At 67.5% G+C, this 21730-nt stretch carries 22 protein-coding genes; 10 read left to right on the forward strand and 12 right to left on the reverse strand.

The features are described from left to right. Positions 1-245: 245 nt before the first annotated feature. The gene (locus tag C6W92_RS12670) at positions 246-899 is read right to left on the reverse strand and encodes a peroxiredoxin (RefSeq protein WP_129433795.1); all 654 of its coding nucleotides are present in this window, start codon (positions 897-899) and stop codon (positions 246-248) included. 132 nt (positions 900-1031) lie between these two features. Here C6W92_RS12670 and C6W92_RS12675 point away from each other — a divergent pair, with 132 nt between their 5' ends. Genes C6W92_RS12675 through C6W92_RS12690 form a run of 4 tightly spaced genes read left to right on the forward strand, consistent with a single transcriptional unit; the run spans position 1032 to position 5168 of the window. After that, positions 1032-2474 carry an aldehyde dehydrogenase family protein gene (locus tag C6W92_RS12675; RefSeq protein WP_129433797.1) on the forward strand — a complete coding sequence of 481 codons (1443 nt, stop codon included), beginning with the start codon at positions 1032-1034 and terminating at the stop codon, positions 2472-2474. A gap of 4 nt (positions 2475-2478) precedes the next feature. Next, positions 2479-3234, forward strand: a complete 756-nt coding sequence (locus C6W92_RS12680) for a glycosyltransferase family 25 protein (protein ID WP_129433799.1) — start codon at positions 2479-2481, stop codon at positions 3232-3234. Continuing rightward, the gene (locus C6W92_RS12685) at positions 3231-4073 is read left to right on the forward strand and encodes an alpha-1,2-fucosyltransferase (RefSeq protein ID WP_129433801.1); all 843 of its coding nucleotides are present in this window, start codon (positions 3231-3233) and stop codon (positions 4071-4073) included. The genes C6W92_RS12680 and C6W92_RS12685 overlap by 4 nt, the downstream gene beginning before the upstream one ends. 48 nt (positions 4074-4121) lie before the next feature. Continuing rightward, positions 4122-5168 (forward strand): phosphotransferase, encoded by a 1047-nt coding sequence (locus C6W92_RS12690; RefSeq protein ID WP_129433803.1) that lies wholly within the window; start codon positions 4122-4124, stop codon positions 5166-5168. A gap of 62 nt (positions 5169-5230) precedes the next feature. Here C6W92_RS12690 and C6W92_RS12695 read toward each other — a convergent pair whose 3' ends face one another. The 4 genes from C6W92_RS12695 to C6W92_RS12710 are packed head-to-tail and all read right to left on the reverse strand — an operon-like array spanning position 5231 to position 8723. Then, a complete protein-coding gene (locus C6W92_RS12695) occupies positions 5231-5875 on the reverse strand; it encodes an RluA family pseudouridine synthase (protein WP_129433805.1) in 645 nt (214 codons plus the stop codon). A gap of 43 nt (positions 5876-5918) precedes the next feature. Further along, complete coding sequence (locus C6W92_RS12700; RefSeq protein WP_129433807.1) at positions 5919-6839, reverse strand: alpha/beta fold hydrolase; 921 nt, start codon at positions 6837-6839, stop codon at positions 5919-5921. Beyond that, positions 6821-7738, reverse strand: a complete 918-nt coding sequence (locus C6W92_RS12705) for an NAD(P)-binding domain-containing protein (protein ID WP_129433809.1) — start codon at positions 7736-7738, stop codon at positions 6821-6823. Before C6W92_RS12705 ends, C6W92_RS12700 begins: the two co-directional genes overlap by 19 nt. Positions 7739-7754: 16 nt before the next feature. Continuing rightward, on the reverse strand, positions 7755-8723 hold the full coding sequence (locus C6W92_RS12710) for a DMT family transporter (protein WP_129433811.1): 969 nt from the start codon (positions 8721-8723) through the stop codon (positions 7755-7757). Between the two features lie 267 nt (positions 8724-8990). Here C6W92_RS12710 and C6W92_RS12715 point away from each other — a divergent pair, with 267 nt between their 5' ends. Further along, positions 8991-9662 (forward strand): cyclic nucleotide-binding domain-containing protein, encoded by a 672-nt coding sequence (locus C6W92_RS12715; RefSeq protein WP_164989233.1) that lies wholly within the window; start codon positions 8991-8993, stop codon positions 9660-9662. Positions 9663-9692: 30 nt separating this feature from the next. Here C6W92_RS12715 and C6W92_RS12720 read toward each other — a convergent pair whose 3' ends face one another. The 3 genes from C6W92_RS12720 to C6W92_RS12730 form a co-directional block, all read right to left on the reverse strand. After that, on the reverse strand, positions 9693-10148 hold the full coding sequence (locus tag C6W92_RS12720) for a YaiI/YqxD family protein (protein WP_129433815.1): 456 nt from the start codon (positions 10146-10148) through the stop codon (positions 9693-9695). After that, positions 10145-10546, reverse strand: a complete 402-nt coding sequence (locus C6W92_RS12725; protein WP_129433816.1) for a hypothetical protein — start codon at positions 10544-10546, stop codon at positions 10145-10147. The genes C6W92_RS12720 and C6W92_RS12725 overlap by 4 nt, the downstream gene beginning before the upstream one ends. Positions 10547-10655: 109 nt before the next feature. After that, the gene (locus C6W92_RS12730) at positions 10656-10934 is read right to left on the reverse strand and encodes a hypothetical protein (protein WP_129433818.1); all 279 of its coding nucleotides are present in this window, start codon (positions 10932-10934) and stop codon (positions 10656-10658) included. Positions 10935-11150: 216 nt separating this feature from the next. On the opposite strand from C6W92_RS12730, the gene C6W92_RS12735 reads away from it, so the two are divergent. The 3 genes from C6W92_RS12735 to C6W92_RS12745 are packed head-to-tail and all read left to right on the forward strand — an operon-like array spanning position 11151 to position 12788. Continuing rightward, on the forward strand, positions 11151-11726 hold the full coding sequence (locus C6W92_RS12735; RefSeq protein ID WP_164989234.1) for a peroxidase-related enzyme: 576 nt from the start codon (positions 11151-11153) through the stop codon (positions 11724-11726). 3 nt (positions 11727-11729) lie between these two features. Next, the gene (locus tag C6W92_RS12740; protein WP_129433822.1) at positions 11730-11939 is read left to right on the forward strand and encodes a hypothetical protein; all 210 of its coding nucleotides are present in this window, start codon (positions 11730-11732) and stop codon (positions 11937-11939) included. A gap of 3 nt (positions 11940-11942) precedes the next feature. Beyond that, positions 11943-12788: a DUF1989 domain-containing protein gene (locus tag C6W92_RS12745; protein WP_129433824.1), complete on the forward strand. Its 846-nt coding sequence runs from the start codon at positions 11943-11945 to the stop codon at positions 12786-12788. 275 nt (positions 12789-13063) lie between these two features. Here C6W92_RS12745 and C6W92_RS12750 read toward each other — a convergent pair whose 3' ends face one another. Together C6W92_RS12750 and C6W92_RS12755 are read right to left on the reverse strand one after the other, a co-directional pair. Then, on the reverse strand, positions 13064-14185 hold the full coding sequence (locus tag C6W92_RS12750) for a transporter (RefSeq protein ID WP_129433826.1): 1122 nt from the start codon (positions 14183-14185) through the stop codon (positions 13064-13066). Positions 14186-14256: 71 nt separating this feature from the next. Next, positions 14257-14619, reverse strand: coding sequence for a hypothetical protein (locus C6W92_RS12755; RefSeq protein ID WP_129433828.1), 363 nt, complete (start codon positions 14617-14619; stop codon positions 14257-14259). A 177-nt stretch (positions 14620-14796) separates the two neighbouring features. Here C6W92_RS12755 and C6W92_RS12760 point away from each other — a divergent pair, with 177 nt between their 5' ends. Both C6W92_RS12760 and C6W92_RS12765 read left to right on the forward strand, forming a co-directional pair. Beyond that, complete coding sequence (locus C6W92_RS12760; RefSeq protein ID WP_129433883.1) at positions 14797-17682, forward strand: error-prone DNA polymerase; 2886 nt, start codon at positions 14797-14799, stop codon at positions 17680-17682. A gap of 42 nt (positions 17683-17724) precedes the next feature. After that, positions 17725-17961 carry an Lrp/AsnC ligand binding domain-containing protein gene (locus tag C6W92_RS12765; protein ID WP_129433830.1) on the forward strand — a complete coding sequence of 79 codons (237 nt, stop codon included), beginning with the start codon at positions 17725-17727 and terminating at the stop codon, positions 17959-17961. A gap of 289 nt (positions 17962-18250) precedes the next feature. Here C6W92_RS12765 and ade read toward each other — a convergent pair whose 3' ends face one another. Both ade and C6W92_RS12775 read right to left on the reverse strand, forming a co-directional pair. After that, complete coding sequence (ade, locus tag C6W92_RS12770; protein WP_129433832.1) at positions 18251-19945, reverse strand: adenine deaminase; 1695 nt, start codon at positions 19943-19945, stop codon at positions 18251-18253. Positions 19946-20248: 303 nt separating this feature from the next. Next, complete coding sequence (locus C6W92_RS12775; RefSeq protein ID WP_129433834.1) at positions 20249-21646, reverse strand: aspartate aminotransferase family protein; 1398 nt, start codon at positions 21644-21646, stop codon at positions 20249-20251. Between the last annotated feature and the right edge of the window lie 84 nt (positions 21647-21730).

Raw genomic sequence — 21730 nt, forward strand, 5'->3', positions numbered from 1 at the left:
CCGGCTCCCTCACCAATCTCACCTGCCAGTCAAGGCCACCACCGAAGCCTAACAACCGGCCCAAAACCATCCCGGGGGAAACAAATCCCACCTCACCGCTCAAACGAGGCGTTTCGCTGAGGTCTCTTTCAAGATTCCGTTCGTCAACGGCAGCTCCTGGCCAAACGCGCCTCCCAACCAACGTCATTCCCCGGTGATGGTGGCGCGCTGAACAAACGGGGCCGGTCGCCCGGCCCCCGCAGCCCTCAGCCCGGCAGCTTGACCCGGCGCAGATAGGGCAGATCGGCATCGAAATCGCCGAATTTCTCGCGCGCCGCTGCGTCATCGACCGAGGGTGGCACGATCACGTCCTGCCCGACGGTCCAGTCGGCAGGCGTGGCCACACCATGCTTCACCGTGGTCTGAAGCGCATCCAGCGCGCGCAGCACCTCGGCGAAGTTGCGGCCCACGGTCATCGGGTATGTCATCATCAGCTTCACCTGCTTGTCCGGTGCGATGATGAACACGCTGCGCACCGTGGCGCTGTCGGCGGGGGTGCGCCCCTCGGGCAGATAGGCTTCGGCGGGCAGCATCCCGAACGCCTTGGACACCTCCAGCCCGGCATCGGCGATGATCGGGAATTCCGGCGCTGCGCGTCCGATCTTCTCGATGTCGGCCTTCCATTTGCGATGGTCCTCGGCACTGTCGACCGAGACGCCGATCACCTTGCAGCCGCGTTTCTCCCACTCACCGGCAAGCTGCGCGACAGCGCCGAACTCGGTGGTGCAAACCGGCGTAAAGTCCTTGGGATGCGAGAACAGGATTGCCCAGTCATCGCCGATCCAGTCATGCAGTGAAAAGCGCCCGAGGTCGGTCTCGACGGTGAGGTCGGGGATGGTGTCGTTGATACGTAAAGTCATGGCGATCTCCTTTCGTCATCTTCGCGGCTGCGTGTGGCGGGGTCTGATCAAACCCCGCCCAACCCGGTCGATACGGGCTTGTAGCCCGCCGGTGGCCCTGACAGAGTGTCGTTAATATCACGGAGGTCAACCATGATCGAGAAACGCCAGTTCTACATCGACGGGGCATGGGTGGAGGCGCGCGAGGGCCGCGATCACCCGGTAATCGACCCCTCGACCGAAGAACCCTGCGCGGTGATTGCGCTTGGCGGACAGGCCGATACAGATGCCGCCGTCGCCGCTGCGCGCGCCGCTTTTCCGGCATGGATGGCCACCCCACCCGCCGAGCGCATTGCCCATGTCGAGAAGATCCTCGAGATCTACGAGACCCGCGCCGAGGACCTCGCACAGGCGATCAGCATGGAAATGGGCGCGCCCATCGACATGGCCCGCTCCAGCCAGGTGCCTGCCGGAAGCTGGCACACCGCCAATTTCCTCAAGGCCGCACGCGAATTCGCCTTTGACGCGCCCTTGGGCGACCATGCCCCGAACGACCGCATCATCCACGAACCGGTGGGCGTCGTGGGCATGATCACGCCCTGGAACTGGCCGATGAACCAGATCACGCTCAAGGTGATCGCCGCATTGGTGGCGGGCTGCACGATGGTGCTCAAACCGTCGGAGGAATCCCCGCTCGACGCCCTGATCTTCGCCGAGATCATCGATGCGGCGGGCCTGCCCCGGGGCGTGTTCAACCTCGTCAACGGCGACGGCGCGGGGGTGGGCAGCCAGCTCTCGGCGCACGCGGACGTCGACATGATCTCCTTCACCGGCTCGGCGCGCGCCGGTCGGCTCATCTCCAGGTCCGCCGCCGACACGCTCAAGCGCGTCAGCCTGGAACTGGGCGGCAAGGGCGCCAACCTGATCTTCGGCGACGCCGATGAAAAGGCGGTCAAACGCGGCGTCCTGCACTGCATGAACAACACCGGCCAGTCCTGCAACGCCCCCACGCGCATGCTGGTTGAGCGCAACCGCTACGACCGCACAGTGGAAGAGGCCGCTGCCATCGCCGAGGGGCTCAAGGTCGGCCCCGCGTCCGAGCCGGGCCGCCATATCGGCCCGGTGGTCAACGCCACGCAGTTCCAGAAGGTGCAGGACCTGATCCAGACCGGGATAGACGAGGGCGCGCGGCTGGTGGCGGGCGGCACCGGGCGGCCCGAGGGCTTCAACAAGGGGTTCTACGTGCGCCCCACCGTGTTTGCCGACGTGACCAACGACATGACCATCGCGCAGGAGGAAATCTTTGGCCCGGTGCTGTCGATCATCCCTTTCGACACCGAGGAAGAGGGCATCGCGATCGCCAATGACACGCCCTATGGCCTGACCAATTATGTCCAGACCGGCGATCCGGCGCGCGCTAACCGGCTTGCGCGGGGCCTGCGCTCCGGCATGGTCGAGATGAACGGCAAGTCGCGCGGCGCCGGCGCACCCTTCGGAGGAATGAAGCAGTCGGGCCACGGGCGCGAAGGCGGCAAATGGGGCATCGAGGATTTCCTCGAGGTCAAGGCCGTGTCGGGCTGGACGCCCGGCGTCTGATACGGTGAGCGAGCACGCCTTTGTCCTCCATCTCGTGCGCGCTTCGGCGCGTCGCGAGAACGCGCAGGCGCTGCTCGCCAATTGCGGGATGACGGCCGAGGTGTGGGCCGCCGTCGACGGGCGCACCATGTCCTCGACCGACCTCTCGGCCTGTGTCGGCGCACGGCTGTTCGCACCCGTCTACCCGTTCGGGCTCAAGACCGGCGAGATCGGCTGCTTTCTCAGCCACCGGCAGATATGGGCCGAAATCCTGCGCCGCGACCTGGCCTCGGCACTCATCATCGAGGATGACGCCGGGATCGCGCCCGCGACATTTGCCGCCGCGCTGGCGCTGGCACGCGATCACGTTGCCGATCTGGGTTATGTGCAATTCCAGACGCGCTCGCCGCAGGGCCCGGCCACCGTGGTGGACACCAACGGCCCGGCGACGCTTTCGGTGCCACGCATGGCCGGGCTGCGCACCACCGCGCAGATGGTGAGCCGGGCGGCCGCCGAGCGGCTCTTGCATCTCTCCGAGGCGTTCGACCGGCCCGTGGACACCTTTGTTCAGAGCCACTGGCACACCGGGATACGTCCTGCCGCGATCTACCCTTCGGGCATCACCGATATCGCCGATCGGCTCGATGGCTCGACCATACAGGGTGGCGTGCGCACGCCATTCCAACAGGTCGGACGTGAATGGGCGCGGCTGCGCTATCGCTGGGCGGTGATGCAGGCGTCGCGACACAGCCCCGCCCCGGCGCAGGGCGGCCTTGCATGATCGTGGCGCGGCTGTTCGGGGGCTTGGGCAACCAGCTTTTCCAGTATGCCGCCGGGCGCGCGCTCGCCGACCATCTTGGCTGCGGGCTGGCGCTAGATCCCCGTTATCTCGGTAACGCCAGGGCCTGCGGAATGGGTCATTTCGCGCAGGCCCGTTACCTCTCCGACGTCCCCTTGCCACCCGCCAAATCCGACGGGCTGCTGCGCTACGGGTTGTGGCGGTGCTTCGGGCGCGATCCGCGCTTTCACCGTGAGCGCGGGCTCGGCTTTGATCCGGATTTCTTCGACCTGCCCGACGGCACCTACCTGCACGGCTACTGGCAGTCCGAACGATACTTTGCCGCCATTGCCGACCGGCTGCGCGACGATCTTGCCTTCACCACCCCGCTCAATCCCGCCAATGCCGACATGGTGGCGCGGATCGACGCCGCACCCTGTGCCGTTTCGGTGCACGTTCGGCGCGGCGATTACCTCGCCTCGGGCAGCTACGCCGCTTGCCCACCGGATTATTACCGGCAGGCCATCGACCGGCTGACCGGCGATCTCGGAGCCCCGCTCACCTGCTTCGTCTTTTCCAACGATCCCGCCTGGGCGCGTGACAACCTCGACCTCGGGGCCGAACAGGTGGTGGTGGACATCAACGATGAGAGCCGCGGCGCGTTCGACATGCACCTGATGTCGCGCTGCGCGCATCACGTCATCGCCAATTCCACCTTTTCGTGGTGGGGGGCGTGGCTCGATCCGGGGCCGGACAAGCGGGTGATCGCACCGGCCAACTGGTTCGGCACGACCAAGCTCTCAAATCCCGACCTGATTCCCCCGGGCTGGGCCCGGCTCTGAGGCGCGCGGGGCTTCCCCCGCTAGGTGAAACCAACTAGACCCGGCGCCATGACATCATTGCCAGACCTTTCCACCGCGCGCTTCCTGCCCGAGACCGTGCACAAGCGCGACGCCTTTTCCGAGACGGTTTCGGGCCGTCTCAACGGGGTGGCGGATTTCCCGGTCGTGCTGCGCAAGCTCGACGGTGTTCCGCTCTGGGCGCGCCCGGCGGCATGGTGGCTGGCGCGCAAGGAGGTGCGCGCGCTGCGTGCGGTGGCGGGCATCGAGGGCTGCCCGCTGCTCATCCGCGCCGATCGCACCGGCCTCTTGCGAAGCTGGACGCAGGGCACCCCCCTGCACCTCGCCCGGCCCGCCGACGCCGCGTGGTATCGCGACGCCCGCCGCCTCCTGCGCGAGATGCGGCGCCGGGGTGTCACCCATAACGACATCGCCAAGCCGCAGAACTGGCTGATGACACCCGAGGGCCGCGCGGCGGTGATCGACTTTCAGCTTGCCTCGCTCCACCCCCGGCGCGGGCCGCTCTTTCGCCTCATGGCGCGCGAGGACCTGCGCCACCTGCTCAAGCAAAAGCGTGCCTACGCGCCCGGTCTGCTCACGCCGTCCGAGCACCGGATGCTGGCGCGCAAGGCCTGGCCCGCGCGGCTGTGGATGGCCACCGGCAAACGCGCCTACAATTTCGTCACCCGCCGGCTGATGCACTGGTCCGACGGCGAGGGCACCGAGGACCGGGTGGACCGTGACGGCCCCGGCCTGCGCGCGGCGCTCATGGCCGACGCCAACGTGCGCGAGGTGGCGCTGTGCACCTACGCTTTGCCCGCGCACGGGGTGGGGCTCTACGTCTTCGTCGAGACCGGGCTCGACGCCGCCGCCCTCCGCCGCCTCGCCCCCGAGCCGCCGCCCGAACTGATCCAGCCGGTGGCCGCGCTGCCCCGGCACGCCGACGGCACCCCGCGCCTCGACGCGCTCAGCCTGATCGCCACCAATCGGCTGGACGAGCTGACCGAGATGATGGCGCGCGAACCGGACCTGGCCGAGGTGCTGCGCCCGATCATCGCTGGGCGGCTCAACCTCACCGACCGCGTGCTGAAACGCTAGCCCGCGGCAACGACGCGATACCGACAGAATACCGACGTGATACAGCCCCCGTTCCGGGGCGGTCAGAACGGCGCCTTGGCGCGGAACTTCACCCCCGCCCCGCCATCCGGGTGGCGCAGCCGCAACTCCTCGGAATGCAGCATGAGCCGCGGATAATCCCGCGCCTTTCCCGTGGCATAGAGCGGATCGCCCAGTATCGGGTGCCCCAGGCTCAGCATATGCACACGCAACTGATGGCTGCGCCCCGTCCGCGGCATCAGCCGCACCCGGCTCTCGCCATCCCCCTGCCGCAGCACCCGCCACTCCGTCACCGCCCCCCGCCCGGTCTCATGGCACACCTTCTGCCGCGGGCGGTTGGGCCAGTCCACGGCGATCGGCAGATCGACCGTGCCCGTCTTGGGCGACAATTCACCAAGTACCCGTGCCACATAGGTTTTCTTCACCTGCCGCTTCTCGAATTGCAGCCCCAGATGCCGCTGCGCATGAGGGCTCAGGCCAAAGACCATGACGCCGGATGTGTCCCGGTCCAGCCGGTGCACCAGCAGCGCCGTGGGGAACGCCTCCTGCACCCGCGAGAGCAGGCAATCGGCGAGATCCGCGCCCTTGCCCGGCACGCTGAGCAGGCCCGCGGGCTTGTTGACGACGAGCAATTCGTGGTCGTCATGCAGGATGTCGAGCGGCGTGTTGGGCGGGTGATAATCGGACATGGGGCGCGGCATATACCAACGCGCGCCCGGGCGCCACCGCCCCTCACGCCATGATCGCGGCCAGCACCCGGTCGGTATGGGTGTAGGTCAGCCCGTGCCCCGCACCCTCGATAACATACTGATATGCATCTGGATTTACCTCCGCCAGCCGCGCCTTTCGCGACAGCGGGATCACCGTGTCTTTCGCGCCCCAGATCGCCCGCACCGGCACGCCACTGCGCGCGATCGCGGCGTGGGTCTCGTCTTGCGTCTCGGCCAGTATCCCCGCCACTGACCGCGCCACCGCCGGGACGAAGCCGCGCCAGCGCAACTCTGCCTGCTGCCGGTCCACGATCCCCGGCACCGTTGTGGGCACCTCCCGCTCGGCCTCGCAGCCCCGGCGAAAGCTCATCGGAAAGACCGCGAGCATCAGCCACCGCCCCACCACGCCGCCCCGCGCCACCAGCCGCGCCACCGGCCCGAGATCATGGCCCAGCCCGGCGGGCGCGATCAGCACCAGCTCGCGTAGCCGGTCAGGATGTCGCGCTGCAAAACCGGCCGCGATAGCCCCGCCCATCGAATAGCCGACGAGCGTCACCGGCCCGTCAACCCCTTGATCGACCAGCAGTTCCTCCAGTTGGCCCACGAAGAACCCGGCCTCCTGCGCGCCGCCGGGTCGGTCGGAATACCCCCGCCCATAGAGATCGTAGGTCAGCACCCGGTGCCCCTTGGCCACCAGCCCCGGCACCAATCCCTCCCAGACGAACGAGGGCGTGGTCAGCCCGTGCACGCAGACCGTCACCGGCCCGCCCTCCGGCCCGTGCCAGCGGTAATGCGTCCGCCCGCGCGACAGCGCGGCGAACGCCCCCGGCGCGGTGTCCCGCGCCCCGTCGATCCGGGGCCGGACCACCTCGCGCAGAACCGGCGCGATCCCCGCCAGCGCCCCGAGCGCCAGCGTGGTCCAGATCACCGCGCCGATTGCCATGCGTCGAGGATGTAACGGCTGGTCATCAGGTCCAGATGCGCGCCGCCGCCGTTCTTGAACAGCGTGATCTCGTCATTGGAGAGGCGCTGAAACGCGCGCGGATCGTAGAAATCGGCCAAGATGTCATCGCGGCTGATGGTTCCCGCCGAGAGCGGGATCTCGATCTCGCCGATATGGCCCACGGTGGTGTCGATACTGTCCACGAACAGCCGCGCGCGCCGCAGTGCCTCGTCGTCGGCCTCGCGCATGTCGGGGCGGTAGGCACCGATGAGGTCGATATGCTGACCCGGTTGCAGCCACTCACCCTTGAGGATCGGCTCGGTGCTCATGGTGGCCGAGGTCACGATATCGGCGGCGCACACGGCCTGTTCCAGATCGTCCGCCACGGCGATGCCACCGCATGTTTCTGCCATCTCTTCGGCGCGCGCGCGGGTACGGTTCCACACGGTGAACTCCGCGTCGGGAAAAGCGGCGCGATAGGCCTGCCACAGCGACTGCGCGACCGTTCCCGCGCCAACGATCAGGATGCGCCTGCTATCGGACCGCGCCAGCCGTGTGGCGGCATAGAGGCTGTCACCGGCGGTTTTCCACTTGGTGACGAGGTGGAAATCCACGATCGCGGCCAGCGTGCCAGTGGCGTCATCATAGAGGTTGACGCCGCCATTGATGGTGGGCAGGTCGCGCACCGCATTGCCCGGAAAGATGGTGGCCGACTTGACGGCAAGGCCCAGCCCGTCGATCCATGCGGCCCGGTTCAGCAGCGTGTCGTCGCCGCGATAGAGAAAGCTGTCGGCGATCTCGGCGCGGGGGCGGTCGTGACCTGCCTGAAGCGCGGCACAGAGGCTCAGCCAGTCGAGCGCGCGCTCGCCCTCTTCGAAGGGAATGATGGTGGGGGGCATGGCGTGTCTCCTTTGCTCAGCGGCGATAGGTCGGGGCGCGGCGGGCCACCTGCGCGTCGCGCACGGTCTCGCGCCACAGCAGGTAGAGACCCGATCCGACGATAAGCGCGATGCCGATCCAGGCGGTGGCGTCCGGCCATGTGCCAAAGACCGTCACGCCCCAGAAGATCGCCATCGGCATGGCGACATATTCGAACGGTGCGGCAAAGGCGGCCTCCGACAGGCGATAGGCCTGGCTGATGAACAGCCCGCCAAACAGCCCCGAGACCCCCAGCACCGCGAGGATGGGGTAATCGCCGGTGGCGGGCCACTCCCACCCGCGAAACAGGAATTCCAGCGACGGATGCCCCGACCCGGCAAAGCGCCCGTCGCCGATGGTCAGCCCGATCAGCGTGCTGGCCACGATGAACGTGATCTGGATATAGGCCGCCATCGTCGCCGCGCTCTCGGTGCCGCCGATCCGGCGGGTAAGCATGTGCAGCGTGGCATAGAGAAACGCCGCGGCGATGGGCAGCAGCGAGGCCGCCTGAAACGACGCGGTACCGGGTTTGACGATGATCAGTACGCCGACGAATCCCACCGCGATCGCCGCCCAGCGGCGCGGCCCCACGGTCTCGTGCAGGAAGACCACGGAGAATACCGTGATGACCAGCGGCGAGACGAAGAAGATCGCCGTGGCGTCCGCAATGGGCAGCGCCGCGAGGCCGAGGAACAGGCACATGTTGGCCGCGACCACGCACAGCCCGCGCACGAGATGGATCACCGGGCGGCGCGTCCGCAGCACCGTCAGCCCGCCCGCGAACGGCATGACGAGGCAGGTGAACACCACGAGCGCCACCAGCGCCCGGATGAACACCACCTGGTGCAGCGCGTAACCGCCCGAGAGGAACTTGATCCCCACATCGTTGACCGAAAAGCACGTAACCGCCGCCAAGGCATAGGCGGCGCCGGTCAGGTTCGCGCGCTGAACGGTCGCGGTGGTCATGAATATCCAAGGCTTGCCGACTGTCGCCGATACATGAGCGGACCGCCGGCGCATTGTAAACCCCCGGGCTGTCCACATCGTCACCCGGTGGGGCAAGAGATGCGCGCCCGGACATCCTGCTGGCGCGGCAAGGCGATCCATCCAGTAGTCGTGCTCCGGCGATCGCCCCGAGGCCGCGTCAAACCCTTGTTAAGCGGGCAGGATCAGGTCATGGTGCGACAGTTTGGTGAGCAAGATCGAGCATGTTGGCGACAGAGGGAGGTGATCATGTTCGGGGAGGGCGGCTGGTTTTCTGGCGAGCAATTGGTGCTGCTCGGTGCGGTCGTCCAGACGATGGCCATGCTCTCTCGTCACCAGATCACCCTTCGCGTCACCTTCATCACGGGTTCCGCGATCTATATCGCTTTCTATCTTCTGGTTTTGCCCACCCCCCTCTGGGAGGCCGCGTTCGCAAGCCTCGCCATGGCCACAGCCACATTCTACGGGCTCGTGGTCCTTCTGGTCAGCCGGTCGAAGCTCTTCATTCCCGGCAGCCTGATGGACCTGTACCACACGATGGGTGGCATGGAGCCGGGCGAGTTCCGGTCGCTGATGCGCTCATCCACGCGGCGGGTGGTCGAGACGACAGAGACGTTGACGCAAGAAGGCGAGGTGCCGGACAGGCTCTACTTCATTGAATCGGGCAGCATGTGGGCAGAGAAGAATTCGCAAGAGTTCACCCTTCCCCCGGAGGTGTTCATCGGCGAGGTCGCCTTCCTGACAGGCAAGCCGGCCTCTGCAACGGTGCGGGTGGCCCCGGGTGCGCGCCTCGTGGAGTGGGACGCAGCCACCCTGAAACGCCGTGTCCAGCGCAATTCGCGGGTGCGTCTCGCACTCGAGGCCCGGATCGCCGAGGACCTGGCGGGCAAGGTCACCCGCGCGGTCAATTCAGAGACGTAACCCCGATTTCCGCGTCCGCGCCGCCAACCCTCACGTCCCGGCGCGTCCGACGCTGCGCACCGCCCGCTCCAGCGCGTCGAGGAACCGCGACCGGTCGGCCCGGGTGAATCCCTTGCCGCCGCCCTGACGGAACGGGTCGGCGGCGCGCAGGTCGGCCATCAGGTCGCGCGTCGCCAGCACGTTGCCGATATTGGCCCGCGTCAGCGCCTCGCCATTGTGCTTGAGGACCAGCGCCCCCGCCTCCACGCATTTCGCCGCCAGCGGGATGTCTCCGGTCACCACCACGTCGCCCGGCCCGGCGCGCTCGGCGATCCACATATCGGCCACGTCCGGCCCATCGGGCACGATCACCGTCTCCACCAGCGGATTGCGCGATGGGCGCAGCCCACCATTGGACACGAGAAACATCCGCAGCCCGTGCCGCGTGGCCACCCGCTCGGCCTCGTCCTTGACCGGGCAGGCGTCTGCGTCGATGTAGATGGTCATTGGGCTCCAGTATGCCGCGCCTGTTTCCGCGCTTGCTTTGCCCCGTGGCTCGTGATCAGCACCCACGTGGCGAACGCCTTCTTGTTCTTGCTCGAAACGCTTTTCAATGCTCCAATCGAGGTTTCAGCCAAACCAAGCTTTTCCTCGGCTGTATCCTTGGTGAATCTTGCCGTCGGATCGTAGTCCGCTACGTGCCTGGCTTCCTGAAGTTGTTTGAAAGCGTCCGCGAAATCTTTGACCTCTTGGGGGAAATTTACCATATGCGCGTTCTTGCAGGCCTCTAGACAAGCCGTGTGAGCCAATCCGCGATACACCTCGACCCAAGCCTTGTTGGACCGCTTCGATTGTTGTGTGCCAACGAGACTGTCGGCGCACATACGCGCCAGCCCGTGGAACATTGCGTAGTAGCTGCTGCTGACGCTCCGCCTTAGCCGCGCCTGATCGGGTTTCTGACCTTGGGGTATTAGCCGCCGTGCGGTCCTCAACAGGCCATCGGCGAGCGCGGGATCAGGCCGCGACGCCACGGTCGATCTCGGATTGCAAGATCGGGAAATAGCCGCGCCATTCCTCGCCCAAAGCCGTGCGAACCTTGTCGGTCAGGCCGAAGAAGCCTCTGCCGATCATTTTCGGCTCGGCATCCGTCTCGATGGTGAACACCAACCTGATCTCGTCGTCGTCTTCGGATACCTCGACAGATTCGAGGCGCACATCCTTGATCACGCCGGGGTCGAAGCAATCCATGATCGCTTGCCTGACCTTTTTCAGCACCCTGTCGTCGAGTTGCAAGGCATCCTCCTGCTTTTTGAACACTTTGACCCGATCTTGCCGATCACGACAAATATTCAGTGTACCCGGTTAACATTTATATAAGCATCGAGTCCAAGTTGTCACACCCAGCGCCGCCGACCTTGATCACATCCGCGACAGCACGGCCCCTCTTGCCATACAAATTCCGCGCGGCGCGGTCTATGACTGCGGTCAGACATGACGCAAGGAGATCCCATGCCCTTCCTCCCCAGCCTCCCCGATCCCGCGCATCTGAGCGATCTCTACGCGCGGTTCCCCGACAACGTGCAGCCGCTCATGGTCTATACCGATGGCCTGCTGCGCGGCGAGGGAGAGCTGAGCATCGGCGAGCGCGAGCTCATCGCCACCTATGTCTCGGCGCTCAATGCCTGCACCTTCTGCGCGGGCGCGCACCGGGCCTATGCCGAGGTGTTCGGCATCGACGCGGGCCTTATCGACGCGCTGATCGCCGATCCCGCCACCGCGCCGGTGGATGACAAGCTGCGCCCGATCCTCGCCTACGTGGCCAAGCTCAATACCCTGCCGAGCAGGCTCAAACAGGCCGACGCGCAGGCGGTCTATGACGCTGGCTGGTCCGAGACCGCGCTCTACGAGGCGGTGCAGGTCTGCGCGCTCTTCAACATGATGAACCGGATCATCGAGGGCACCGGCATCAATTTCGACTATGCGAAGACCCCCGAGGGCCACCATGCCACCGGCACCACACCCGAGGAACAGGCCGACAGCTACAGCCGCTTCGGCGAGATGGTCGCGGCGATGGCGAAAGGCTGAGGCATGCTGGTCATCCTCGGCCTGATCGTCGCCTTCATCCTCGTGATGATCTATTCCAACCGCGCGACGCGCGGCTGCCGTTGGCGCGAATACCGGGTGAGCGGCTGCGACCTGCGTCGGCGCTGGCGCTGCGCGGCGTGTGGCGCCGAGGTCTTTACATCCGACGGTGACCCGCCGAAGGTCTGTCACGATCCCGGTCGCCAGAGGAAATAGCCGATGACCCAAGCCCCCGCCGATGCTGCCACGCGCCGTGCTGTGGCCCCCGTGATCTGCTACCCCAACGACACGCTGCCCGTGCCCGATCTCGGGCTCTACCGCGCCGCACGCGAGGGTGCTGCGAAGGTGGCCGAGGTGGCGGTCGAGCCGCGCGAGGCCGCCTGCTTTCGCGTGGGCGCGGGGCAGTTCTTTCGCATCAGCAGCGTCGAGGGGCCGCAGGTGGGCGATCTCAACCTGTGGAACGCCGATGACCTGTCCGAGCGGTTCTATTCAGGCAAGACCCGTGCGCTGCACGGCACCCATGTCACCACCGGCGAGCGGCTCTGGTCGTCCTTCCCACACCTGCGCCCGATGGCCACGATCATCGCGGATACGCTCGACTGGTATGGGATCGACGAATATGGCGGCTCTGTCCATGACGTGATCGGCACGCGCTGCGATCCTTACACAGGCAACCTCTTGTCGGGGGTTCAGTATCACCATTGCTGCCATTCCAACCTGACCCGCGCATTGGCTGACGAGCTGGGCGTGTCGCTGGCGGACGCCGAGCCCCATGTCCACGATGTGCTCAACGTCTTCATGTGCACCGGCTTCACCCGCGACACCGGGCAGTATTTCATGAAGGCCAGCCCCGTGCGCCCGGGTGACTATCTGGAGTTCTTTGCCGAGATCGACCTTCTGGGCGCCCTTAGCGCCTGCCCCGGCGGCGATTGTTCTTCCGAGCACACAAGCGACACGGCGGCGTGTTTCCCGCTTCTGGTCGAGGTGTTCGCGCCCGCCGAGGGCGCGTTGGGCGATTGGCAGAGCCCCCCGCGCAACGGCTACGATCGCAGCCACGGGCGGTAGCGCGGGGCAGGGGGGTGTCGTCTGGAGCGGACGCTCGTAGCCAAGTACCCCCGCGCGGAGTCGAGGCGTGCTTGCACGCCGCCGCGCGAGCACCCGACCGCCCGGACGGGCGGGTGCTTTTGCGACGTTGCACACCCGCACGATCGCTCGACGTTCATGGTGCCATAAAGCGACGACCAAAGCCGTCGGAGCACCCGCCCGCGGTCGGGCACTCGCGCGGCTCATCGCATCCTGCCCAACGACCGCTTTACGCCACGCACCCCCCACTCTGCCCCCTAGAACGGCTTGCGCCATGCCAGCGCGAGGGTCCAGTCCGTCTTGGATTGCACCCCGTTCAGGTTCTGGTAGAGCGGCACGCCCAGTTCCACCCCGATCCGGTGACCCTTGAACAGCCCCTTTTTCGGCGCGAGGTCGGCCCCGGCATGGAGCGTCACGTAACGCCCGCCGTAATTGCGCGGGTCGGCCCCGAGCGACGGCCCCATGATGCGCGGATCGCGCCCGTGAATGCGCCCGGCGTGGCGGTATTCCAGTCGGCCCGAATAGCTGATCCACGGTGCCGCGCGATAGCTGAGCCAGCCCGAGACCGCCGCCTCGTGGCCGTGCCGGTAGCCTTCGTCGTTCTCGCCCAGCCGGATGATCCCGCGGGCCTGCGCACCCCAGTTGAGTGCGCCGCGCCCGGCCTCCCATGTCAGGGACGGGTGCAGGTCATAAGTGCCCGAGCCGAGTTGCATCGAGTAGGCCAGCCGCATGGTGGGCGTGGTGCCCATCGGGCTGAGCATCTGCCCGGTTTCCGAGATCGAGCCGGTGGGCAGGCTCAGGCCCAGGCCGAGCGCGGTGCGGCTGCGCCCCGCCTCGTGCAGCGACCACAGCGCGCCGACCCGGATATCGCCCAGCCCGTCGCTTCGCGTGGTGCTCTGCCCCAGGACGGCGGTTCCGGTGGGTCCGGCATAGGTCCGCATGGTCATGGATTTCTTCACATAGGGCAGCATGCCCATCACCGTGAGCCGCGCGCCCGCGCCATACATCGCGCCCAGCATGTGCATCTCGCCGGTCATCTCCACCGGGGCCATGCGGATCGTGGGCGGCTGGCCCGGCATGCCGGCAAAGGCATTGGGTACGGTCGTCACCAGCGTCGCGGCATCGAGATCGTCGGTGCCCGCGCGGATGCCCGACATGGCCATCGCCCCCGCCCGGTAGACGAGCACCATCCGCCCCTCGGGGATCTGGTGGCGGCCCGACAGGCCGACGGGCCCGTGGCGGTGCATGTGGTGGCGGGCGTGGTCGTGGGGCATCGCGCCCCCCGCCTGCATGGCCATCGGGGTCATGGTCTGGGCCGTGGCCATGCTGGCCAGCAGCCCGGCGCAGGCCAGCGCTGCGCCAAGGGATCGTTTCAGCATCGTGTCGTCCTTCGCAATCGGGCGCGCATTGGGGCGGCCCGGTGATCTGTCTTGAGGGTGTCGGGGTCAGATCAGGCGAGGGGCGGGGCGCGGGGCCGGTGCGCGGCAGCAGGGCGCGCTGCGACGCGTGCCGCTTGGCCGGGCACAGGGGTGAGCGAAACCAGCCGTCCGGCGGGAACGGTCACGCCAATGTCGGGCAGGGCGAGCGCGGCGGTGATGCCGAAGGCGGGGCAGGGGTCGTGGGCGGCGTCGGGCGCGGGCTCGGCCGGGCCGCCGCCGATGGGGACATAGATGATCTCGGCCCCGGTGCAGATCGCCATCATGCCCGGGCCGGGTGCGCCGCCCGCCATCACCACCGGCAGCGCCGCGACGCGCAGCGCGAGGATCAGCGCCAGCAGCACCGCCGCGCCGCCGCGCGCCCACCCTCTGCCCATGCCCCGCCTGCCCGTCATGTTCCCTGCCTTTCCGGCATCCGGTTATATGCGCGGTCACGAATTTGTGAACCCGCAAGACGGTCCGCGCCGGTTTTGTCGCAGGGTGGGCAGGCGACTCCACAAAAGAACAAAACATGAATATCCTGACTGGAATGCTGCCTGACCGAATCGCCCATGATGTTCGCCGAACTCTGCGCCACCTCGAATTTCACCTTCCTCACCGGGGCCGCCCACCCCGAGGAATACATCGAGCGTGCCGCCGCGCTGGGCCTCGCGGGCGTGGCGATTGCCGATGTCAATTCCGTGGCGGGGATCGTGCGCGCCCATGCCCGCGCGAGAGAGATCGCGCGGCAGGTGCGCGAGCGGCAGGCGCTGGAGGCGCGCGAGGGGCTGCACGGGCCGCCCGCACCGCAACCCGCGCTGCCCACATGGGCCAACACCCCCCGCCTCATCCCCGCCACCCGGCTGGTGCTGCGCGATGGCCTCACGCTCACCGCGCTGCCCGGCGACCGGCAGGGCTGGGCACGGCTCTGTCGGCTCCTGACGCTTGGGCGGCGGCGCGCGGCCAAGGGGGGCTGCGATCTGACCCTTGCCGACGTGCTGGAGGGGGCAGGGGGGCTGCACCTCCTCCTGCACCCCGAAACCGCGCCCGGCTGGCAGGATCAGGCGCGGCGGCTGAGGGGCCGCCTCGGGGATCGGCTGCACCTGCTCCTGCACCCGCATTACGACGGGCGCGATCCTGCACGCTTTGACCGGCTGGCGGGGATCGCGGCGCGGCTCGGCCTGCCCACCGTCGCCGCCGCCTGCCCGATCCTGCACCGCGCCCATCGCCGCCGCCTCGCCGATGTGCTGAGCGCGATCCGGCTCGGGCTGACGGTGGACCGGCTGGGCCTCCACGCCCTGCCCAATGCCGAAGCACGGCTGCGCTCGGAGGCCGAGATGCGCCGCCTGTTCACGGGGCACGAGGACGCGGTGGACCGCGCCACGGCGCTGGCCGCGCGACTGACCTTCTCGCTCGACGAGCTGCGCCACGACTACCCCAGCGAGGCGGAGGGCGGCGAGTCCCCGACCGCGCGGCTGCGGCGGTTGGCCGAGGCGGGCCTGAACTGGCGCTATCCGCAGGGCGCGCCTGACCGCGTGCGCGCGATGATGGAGCACGAGTTGGCCCTCATCGCGCGGATGCGCTACGAGCCCTATTTCCTGACCGTGCATGACGTGGTGGCCTTTGCCCGCTCACGCGGTATCCTGTGCCAGGGACGTGGCTCGGCGGCCAATTCGGTGGTCTGCTACTGCCTCGGCGTGACCTCTGTCAGCCCCGAGATCGGCACCATGGTGTTCGAGCGCTTCGTGTCAGAGGCCCGCGACGAGCCGCCCGATATCGACGTGGATTTCGAGCATGAGCGCCGCGAGGAGGTGATCCAGTGGATTTATGAGCGCTACGGGCGGCACCGCGCCGGGCTGTGCGCCACGGTGATCCATTACCGCGCCAAGCGCGCCATCCGCGAGGTGGGCCGCACGATGGGCCTGTCGGAGGATATGCTGTCGGCGATCTCGTCACAGATATGGGGCGCGGGCAGCGCGCGTCGCCCCGATGCGGCGCGCCTCGTCGGGATCGGCCTCGACCCGCGCGACCGCCGCCTTGCCCTGACGCTCGATCTGGTGGACGAGATCATCGGCTTTCCCCGCCACCTGAGCCAGCATGTTGGCGGTTTCGTCATCGCCGCCGACCGGCTGGACGAGCTTGTGCCCATCGAGAACGCGGCGATGGAGGAGCGCACGGTGATCTGCTGGGACAAGGACGACATCGACACCCTCGGCATCCTCAAGGTGGACGTGCTGGCGCTGGGCATGCTGAGCTGCCTGCGCCGCGCGTTCGACCTCTTGGCCGATCACCACGGCACGCGCTACGACCTCGCCACGCTACCGCCCGAGGACGGGCGCGTCTACGAGATGCTGGGCCGCGCCGACAGCCTCGGCGTGTTCCAGGTGGAAAGCCGCGCGCAGATGAATTTCCTGCCCCGGATGCGCCCGCGATGCTTCTATGACCTGGTGATCCAGGTGGCGATCATCCGCCCCGGGCCGATCCAGGGCGATATGGTCCATCCCTTCATCCGCCGCCGCAATGGCGAAGAGGTGGTGCGCTTTCCCTCGGACGAGCTGGGCCGCGTGCTGGGCAAGACACTGGGCGTGCCGCTCTTTCAGGAACAGGCGATGCAGATCGCCATCATCGGCGCGGGCTTCTCGCCGGAAGAGGCCGACCGCCTGCGCCGGTCGCTGGCGACGTTCAAGAAGCATGGCAATGTCAGCGAGTTTCGCAACCGCTTCCTGCGGGGGATGCGCGAGAACGGCTATGACATGGACTTTGCCGAGCGCTGTTTCAGCCAGATCGAGGGGTTCGGCAGCTACGGCTTCCCCGAGAGCCACGCGGCCAGCTTTGCCCTGCTGGTCTATGCCAGCGCCTGGATCAAGTGCCACCACCCGGCGGTCTTTGCCTGCGCGCTGCTCAATTCCCAGCCGATGGGCTTTTACGCCCCCGCGCAGATCGTGCGCGACGCGCGCGAACATGGTGTGACGGTGCGCCCCGTCTGCATCAACGCGTCCTGCTGGGACAACACGCTAGAGCCCGACGGGCGCGGCGGTCTGGCGCTGCGGCTGGGCTTTCGGCAGGTGCGGGGCGTGGCCCGCGAAGAGGCCGACTGGATCGCGGCGGCGCGCGGCAACGGCTACCAGGGCCCCGAGGACGTGTGGCGGCGCGCGGGCACCGCGCCTGCGCTCATCGCGCGGCTGGCCGAGGCCGACGCCTTTGCCGCGCTGGGGATGTCGCGCCGCGACGCGCTCTGGCAGGCGCGCGCGATTCGCAGCGCCGCGCCGTTGCCGCTCTTTGCCCGCGACCTCGACGGCGAGCGGATCGACGAGCCCGCGGCAACCCTGCCCGAGATGAGCCTCGGCGAGGAAATGGTCGAGGATTACGCCTCCCTGCGTCTGTCCCTGCGCGCGCATCCGCTGGCGCTTCTGCGGCCCATCCTCACCCCGCCCCGAGGTCATGGACAATCGCGCGCGTAGCGGAAATACTCGCGGAGAAATCACCACAGCGGGAGAGCCAAAATGCGCTGCGTCTTCATCAACATCCGCTGCAAGCCCGGCCACTCCTACCATGTGGCCGAGGACATCGCCCTTCGCGAGATACACTCGGAACTGCACTCCACCTCCGGCCCGTTCGACCTCTTGATGAAGCTCTATGTCCCAGAGGACGCGGATATCGGCAAATACATAAACGACAACCTGCTCGATATCGAAGGCATCGAACGGACCGAGACGACATTGACCTTCAAGGCGTTCTGAGAGGCGTTATCCGGGGGCAGGGGCTTGCGTGTCTTGTGTCGTCGCGCATGGCCTGGAACTGCCATTCGGGTCTCTGGTCCCGGCGCGGAATCAAGGGCGAAGCCCGCCGCGCCATCGCAGGTCCGCCCCCCGGACAGGCGATATGGTCAAGCCAGTGCGCCGATTGCATGTTTTGCGGGTATGGATGGATAAAGCGCACTGAAAAGACCGTCGGATCGCCTGCCCGCGGACCTGCGATGGCGCGGCTCACCCCAATGTCCCCTCCAGGCCAATCCCCGTCCCACATCTTTCACCCGATCAATTCGAAGCGCGTCACGTCCACCAGCCCCCGGTCGGTGATCTTGAGCGCCGGGATCACCGGCAGCGCCAGGAACGCCAGTTGCAGGAACGGCTCGTGCAGCGTCACGCCCAGCGATTTCGCCGCCGCGCGCAAATCCACCAGCCGCGCGCGCACCTCCTCGAACGGCGCAAGACTCATCAGCCCGGCCACCGGCAGCGGCAATTCGGCCAGCACCCGGCCGCCTTCCACCACCACGAAGCCGCCTTCGATCTCGGCCATCCGGTTCACCGCCACGGCCATGTCGCCGTAATCCATGCCGACGCAGGCGATGTTGTGGTGGTCGTGGCACACGGTCGAGGCAATGGCCCCCGCCCGCAGGCCAAAGCCGCGCACGAAGCCGGTGGCGATGTTGCCGTTCTTCCCGTGCCGCTCCACCACCGCGATCCGCACCAGGTCGCGGCCCGCGTCGGGGCGCTTGTCGCCGTCCTCGGGTGCGATCTCCTCGCGCAGGTGTTCTGTCAGGATGCGTCCCTCCAGGATGCCGATCACATCCGTTTCCGCCCGGTTGCCGCCGTGGCGGAAATCCTCGGCGCGCACGCGTGGGGCCATGACCGAGCGCCGCCCCACCGGGGCCACCCCGCTGCGCGTGCCAAACGCGGCCTCATCGGCCACTCGGCCCGCGCACAACACCAGCCGCGCGTCGCAATCCTCCAGCGATCCCACAGCCACGATATCCGCTCGCCGCCCCGGCGCGATCAGCCCCCGGTCGCGCAGCCCGAACGCCTCGGCCCCCGACAGCGACGCCGCGCGATAGGCCGCGAGCGGCGAGGCTCCGCGCGCGATGAGCCGCCGGATCATATGGTCGAGATGGCCTTCCTCGGCGATATCGAGCGGGTTGCGGTCATCGGTACACAGGCACATGTAAGGCGCGGTGATGTCCGACAGCAGCGGCGCCAGCGCCTCGAGATCCTTGCTGACCGAGCCTTCGCGGATCAGCACCCGCATCCCCCTTTGCAGCTTCTCGCGCGCCTCCTCGACGGTGGTCGCCTCGTGCTCGGTGCGGATACCGGCGGCGCAATAGGCGTTGAGATCGCGCCCCGAAAGTTGCGGGCAATGCCCGTCCATGTGGCCCCCCTCGAAAAGCCGCAGCTTGGCCATCATGCCGGGATCGCGGTGGATCACGCCGGGATAGTTCATCACCTCGGCCAGCCCGATGCCCGAGGGGTGGCCCATCACCTCTCGCAAATCCTCGGCCCCGATCTCGGCGCCCGCCGTTTCCATGTCCGTGGACGGCACGCAGGAGCTGAGTTGCACCCTGATATCCATCAGCGTATGCGCACTCGCCTCCTGGAAATAACGGATGCCATCCAGCCCCATCACGTTGGCAATCTCGTGCGGATCGCAAATCGCGGTGGTCACGCCCCGGGGCGTTACGCAGCGGTCGAATTCCAGCGGCGTGACCAGCGAGCTTTCGATATGCAGATGCGTGTCGATGAAGCCGGGCACGAGGGTGAGACCCGCCACGTCGATCACCTGCCGCCCCTCGTACTCGGCCCCGACGCCGACGATGGTATCGCCGCAGATCGCGACGTCGCCGGGGATCATCGCCCCCGTGACCAGGTCGAACACTGCCCCGCCCCGCAGTACGAGGTCTGCGGGCGCGTCCCCCCGCCCCTGCGCGATCCGGTCCTCAAGCTTCGCCATTTGCCGCCCTCCGGTTGCTTTGCCGCACTGTCGCGCGGGAGGGGGCGGGGGGCAAGAGCGGTGGGGCGGTGATGAGCCGCGCGAGCGCCAGCCCGCGGGATGGCGATCCGATGGCTGGTCTATTGTGCTTTATCTCCGGGTTCCCGAGAGAGATCAGAGCTTTGCGCCAGCGTTACCCAATCGCCAGCCCGGGGGGCGGGCTGGCGCTCGCGCGGCGGCGTGCAAGCACGCCTTGATTCCGCGCGGGGCGCAGGAGGCGAATGGCAGGAACAGGCCAGCCGCGTCAGCGCCTCAAACCACCCCTCACGCCGCCGCCTTCATCAGCCCCTCGTCGCGGACCTGCCGTTCGGCCTCGTCGAGCGAGCGCCACGCCCGGTCGATCAGCGTGTCGATTTCCGACTTCGAGATCACCAGCGGTGGCGAAATGATCATGCGGTCGCCCACGTGGCGCATTACCAGGTTGTTGGCAAAGCACCGCTCGCGGCAGATATAGCCCACCGTCCCCGGCTCCGAGGCGAACTTCGCGCGCGCGCCCTTGTCCGGTGTCAGCGCGATGGACCCCATCATGCCCACGATCCGCGCCTCGCCCACAATCGGGTGCGCGGCGAGGCTCTCCCATTTTTCCTTCAGGTAAGGGCCGGTTTCTTCGGCCACGCGGGTGACGATCCCCTCCTCGTCGAGGATGCGCAGGTTCTCCAGCGCCACGGCGCAGGACACCGGGTGCCCCGAATAGGTATAGCCGTGGTTGAACTCGCAACCATTCAGCACGCGCGCCACCTCGTCCGACACGATCGACCCGCCGATGGGCGCATAGCCCGACGACAGACCCTTGGCGATGGTCATGATGTCGGGGCGAATGCCGAGCGTCTGGCTGCCGAACCAGTTGCCCGTGCGACCGAACCCGCAGATCACCTCGTCGGCGATGAGCAGGATGCCGTACTTGTCGCAAATCCGCTGTATCTCGGGCCAATAGCTGTCGGGCGGAATGATCACACCACCCGCGCCCTGCACCGGCTCACCGATGAAGGCGGCGATGCGGTGCGGCCCCAGTTCCTCGATCTTCTCCTCCAGTTGCCGCGCGCGGGCGAGGCCGAATACCTCCGGGTCCGTATCGCCGCCCTCGGCATACCAGTGGGGCTGGTCGATATGGTGGATGTCGGGAATGGGCATACCGCCCTGCGCGTGCATGCCCCCCATGCCGCCAAGGCTCGCGCTGCCCATCGACGAGCCGTGATAGCCGTTGTGCCGCGCGATGATGACATTGCGCTCCGGCTCGCCCTTCTCCGCCCAGTAGGTGCGCACCATGCGGATATTGGTGTCATTGGCCTCCGAGCCCGAACAGGCATAAAACACGTGGTTGAGATCGCCCGGCGCCAGTTCCGCCAACCGCTTGGCCAGCGCGATGGCGGGCACGTGGCTGGTCTGGAAGAAGGTGTTGTAATATGGCAGCTCGCGCATCTGCCGCGCTGCGACGTCGGCCAGCTCCTCGCGCCCATAGCCGATATTGACGCACCACAAGCCCGCCATCGCGTCGAGAATCTCGTTGCCGTCGCTGTCGGTCAGCGTCACGCCGCGCGCGCGGGTGACGATGCGCGCGCCCTTGGCGTTGATCGCGTCACCATGGGTAAAGGGGTGCATGTGATGCGCGGCGTCGAGCGCCTGAAGCTCGGCGGTGGGCAGGTGATTGGTGATCGTGGTCATGGCGGACCCTTTCGTCTCGGGGAATCGGGGGTGCGGCCCGGTCAGCCGCCTTCCACCAAGAATATGATCAAATTTATCGCTGTC

This window comes from Roseovarius sp. A46, assembly GCF_004126395.1.
GTDB classification, from domain to species: Bacteria; Pseudomonadota; Alphaproteobacteria; order Rhodobacterales; family Rhodobacteraceae; genus Roseovarius; species Roseovarius nitratireducens.

Excerpts from the sequence above, each read along its gene's own strand:
- C6W92_RS12670 (WP_129433795.1), bottom strand. The coding sequence starts at position 899 with ATGACTTTACGTATCAACGACACCATCCCCGACCTCACCGTCGAGACC.
- C6W92_RS12675 (WP_129433797.1), top strand. The coding sequence starts at position 1,032 with ATGATCGAGAAACGCCAGTTCTACATCGACGGGGCATGGGTGGAGGCG.
- C6W92_RS12685 (WP_129433801.1), top strand. The coding sequence starts at position 3,231 with ATGATCGTGGCGCGGCTGTTCGGGGGCTTGGGCAACCAGCTTTTCCAG.
- C6W92_RS12690 (WP_129433803.1), top strand. The coding sequence starts at position 4,122 with ATGACATCATTGCCAGACCTTTCCACCGCGCGCTTCCTGCCCGAGACC.
- C6W92_RS12695 (WP_129433805.1), bottom strand. The coding sequence starts at position 5,875 with ATGTCCGATTATCACCCGCCCAACACGCCGCTCGACATCCTGCATGAC.
- C6W92_RS12700 (WP_129433807.1), bottom strand. The coding sequence starts at position 6,839 with ATGGCAATCGGCGCGGTGATCTGGACCACGCTGGCGCTCGGGGCGCTG.
- C6W92_RS12705 (WP_129433809.1), bottom strand. The coding sequence starts at position 7,738 with ATGCCCCCCACCATCATTCCCTTCGAAGAGGGCGAGCGCGCGCTCGAC.
- C6W92_RS12710 (WP_129433811.1), bottom strand. The coding sequence starts at position 8,723 with ATGACCACCGCGACCGTTCAGCGCGCGAACCTGACCGGCGCCGCCTAT.
- C6W92_RS12715 (WP_164989233.1), top strand. The coding sequence starts at position 8,991 with ATGTTCGGGGAGGGCGGCTGGTTTTCTGGCGAGCAATTGGTGCTGCTC.
- C6W92_RS12720 (WP_129433815.1), bottom strand. The coding sequence starts at position 10,148 with ATGACCATCTACATCGACGCAGACGCCTGCCCGGTCAAGGACGAGGCC.
- C6W92_RS12725 (WP_129433816.1), bottom strand. The coding sequence starts at position 10,546 with ATGTTCCACGGGCTGGCGCGTATGTGCGCCGACAGTCTCGTTGGCACA.
- C6W92_RS12735 (WP_164989234.1), top strand. The coding sequence starts at position 11,151 with ATGCCCTTCCTCCCCAGCCTCCCCGATCCCGCGCATCTGAGCGATCTC.
- C6W92_RS12740 (WP_129433822.1), top strand. The coding sequence starts at position 11,730 with ATGCTGGTCATCCTCGGCCTGATCGTCGCCTTCATCCTCGTGATGATC.
- C6W92_RS12745 (WP_129433824.1), top strand. The coding sequence starts at position 11,943 with ATGACCCAAGCCCCCGCCGATGCTGCCACGCGCCGTGCTGTGGCCCCC.
- C6W92_RS12750 (WP_129433826.1), bottom strand. The coding sequence starts at position 14,185 with ATGCTGAAACGATCCCTTGGCGCAGCGCTGGCCTGCGCCGGGCTGCTG.
- C6W92_RS12755 (WP_129433828.1), bottom strand. The coding sequence starts at position 14,619 with ATGGGCAGAGGGTGGGCGCGCGGCGGCGCGGCGGTGCTGCTGGCGCTG.
- C6W92_RS12760 (WP_129433883.1), top strand. The coding sequence starts at position 14,797 with ATGTTCGCCGAACTCTGCGCCACCTCGAATTTCACCTTCCTCACCGGG.
- C6W92_RS12765 (WP_129433830.1), top strand. The coding sequence starts at position 17,725 with ATGCGCTGCGTCTTCATCAACATCCGCTGCAAGCCCGGCCACTCCTAC.
- ade (WP_129433832.1), bottom strand. The coding sequence starts at position 19,945 with ATGGCGAAGCTTGAGGACCGGATCGCGCAGGGGCGGGGGGACGCGCCC.
- C6W92_RS12775 (WP_129433834.1), bottom strand. The coding sequence starts at position 21,646 with ATGACCACGATCACCAATCACCTGCCCACCGCCGAGCTTCAGGCGCTC.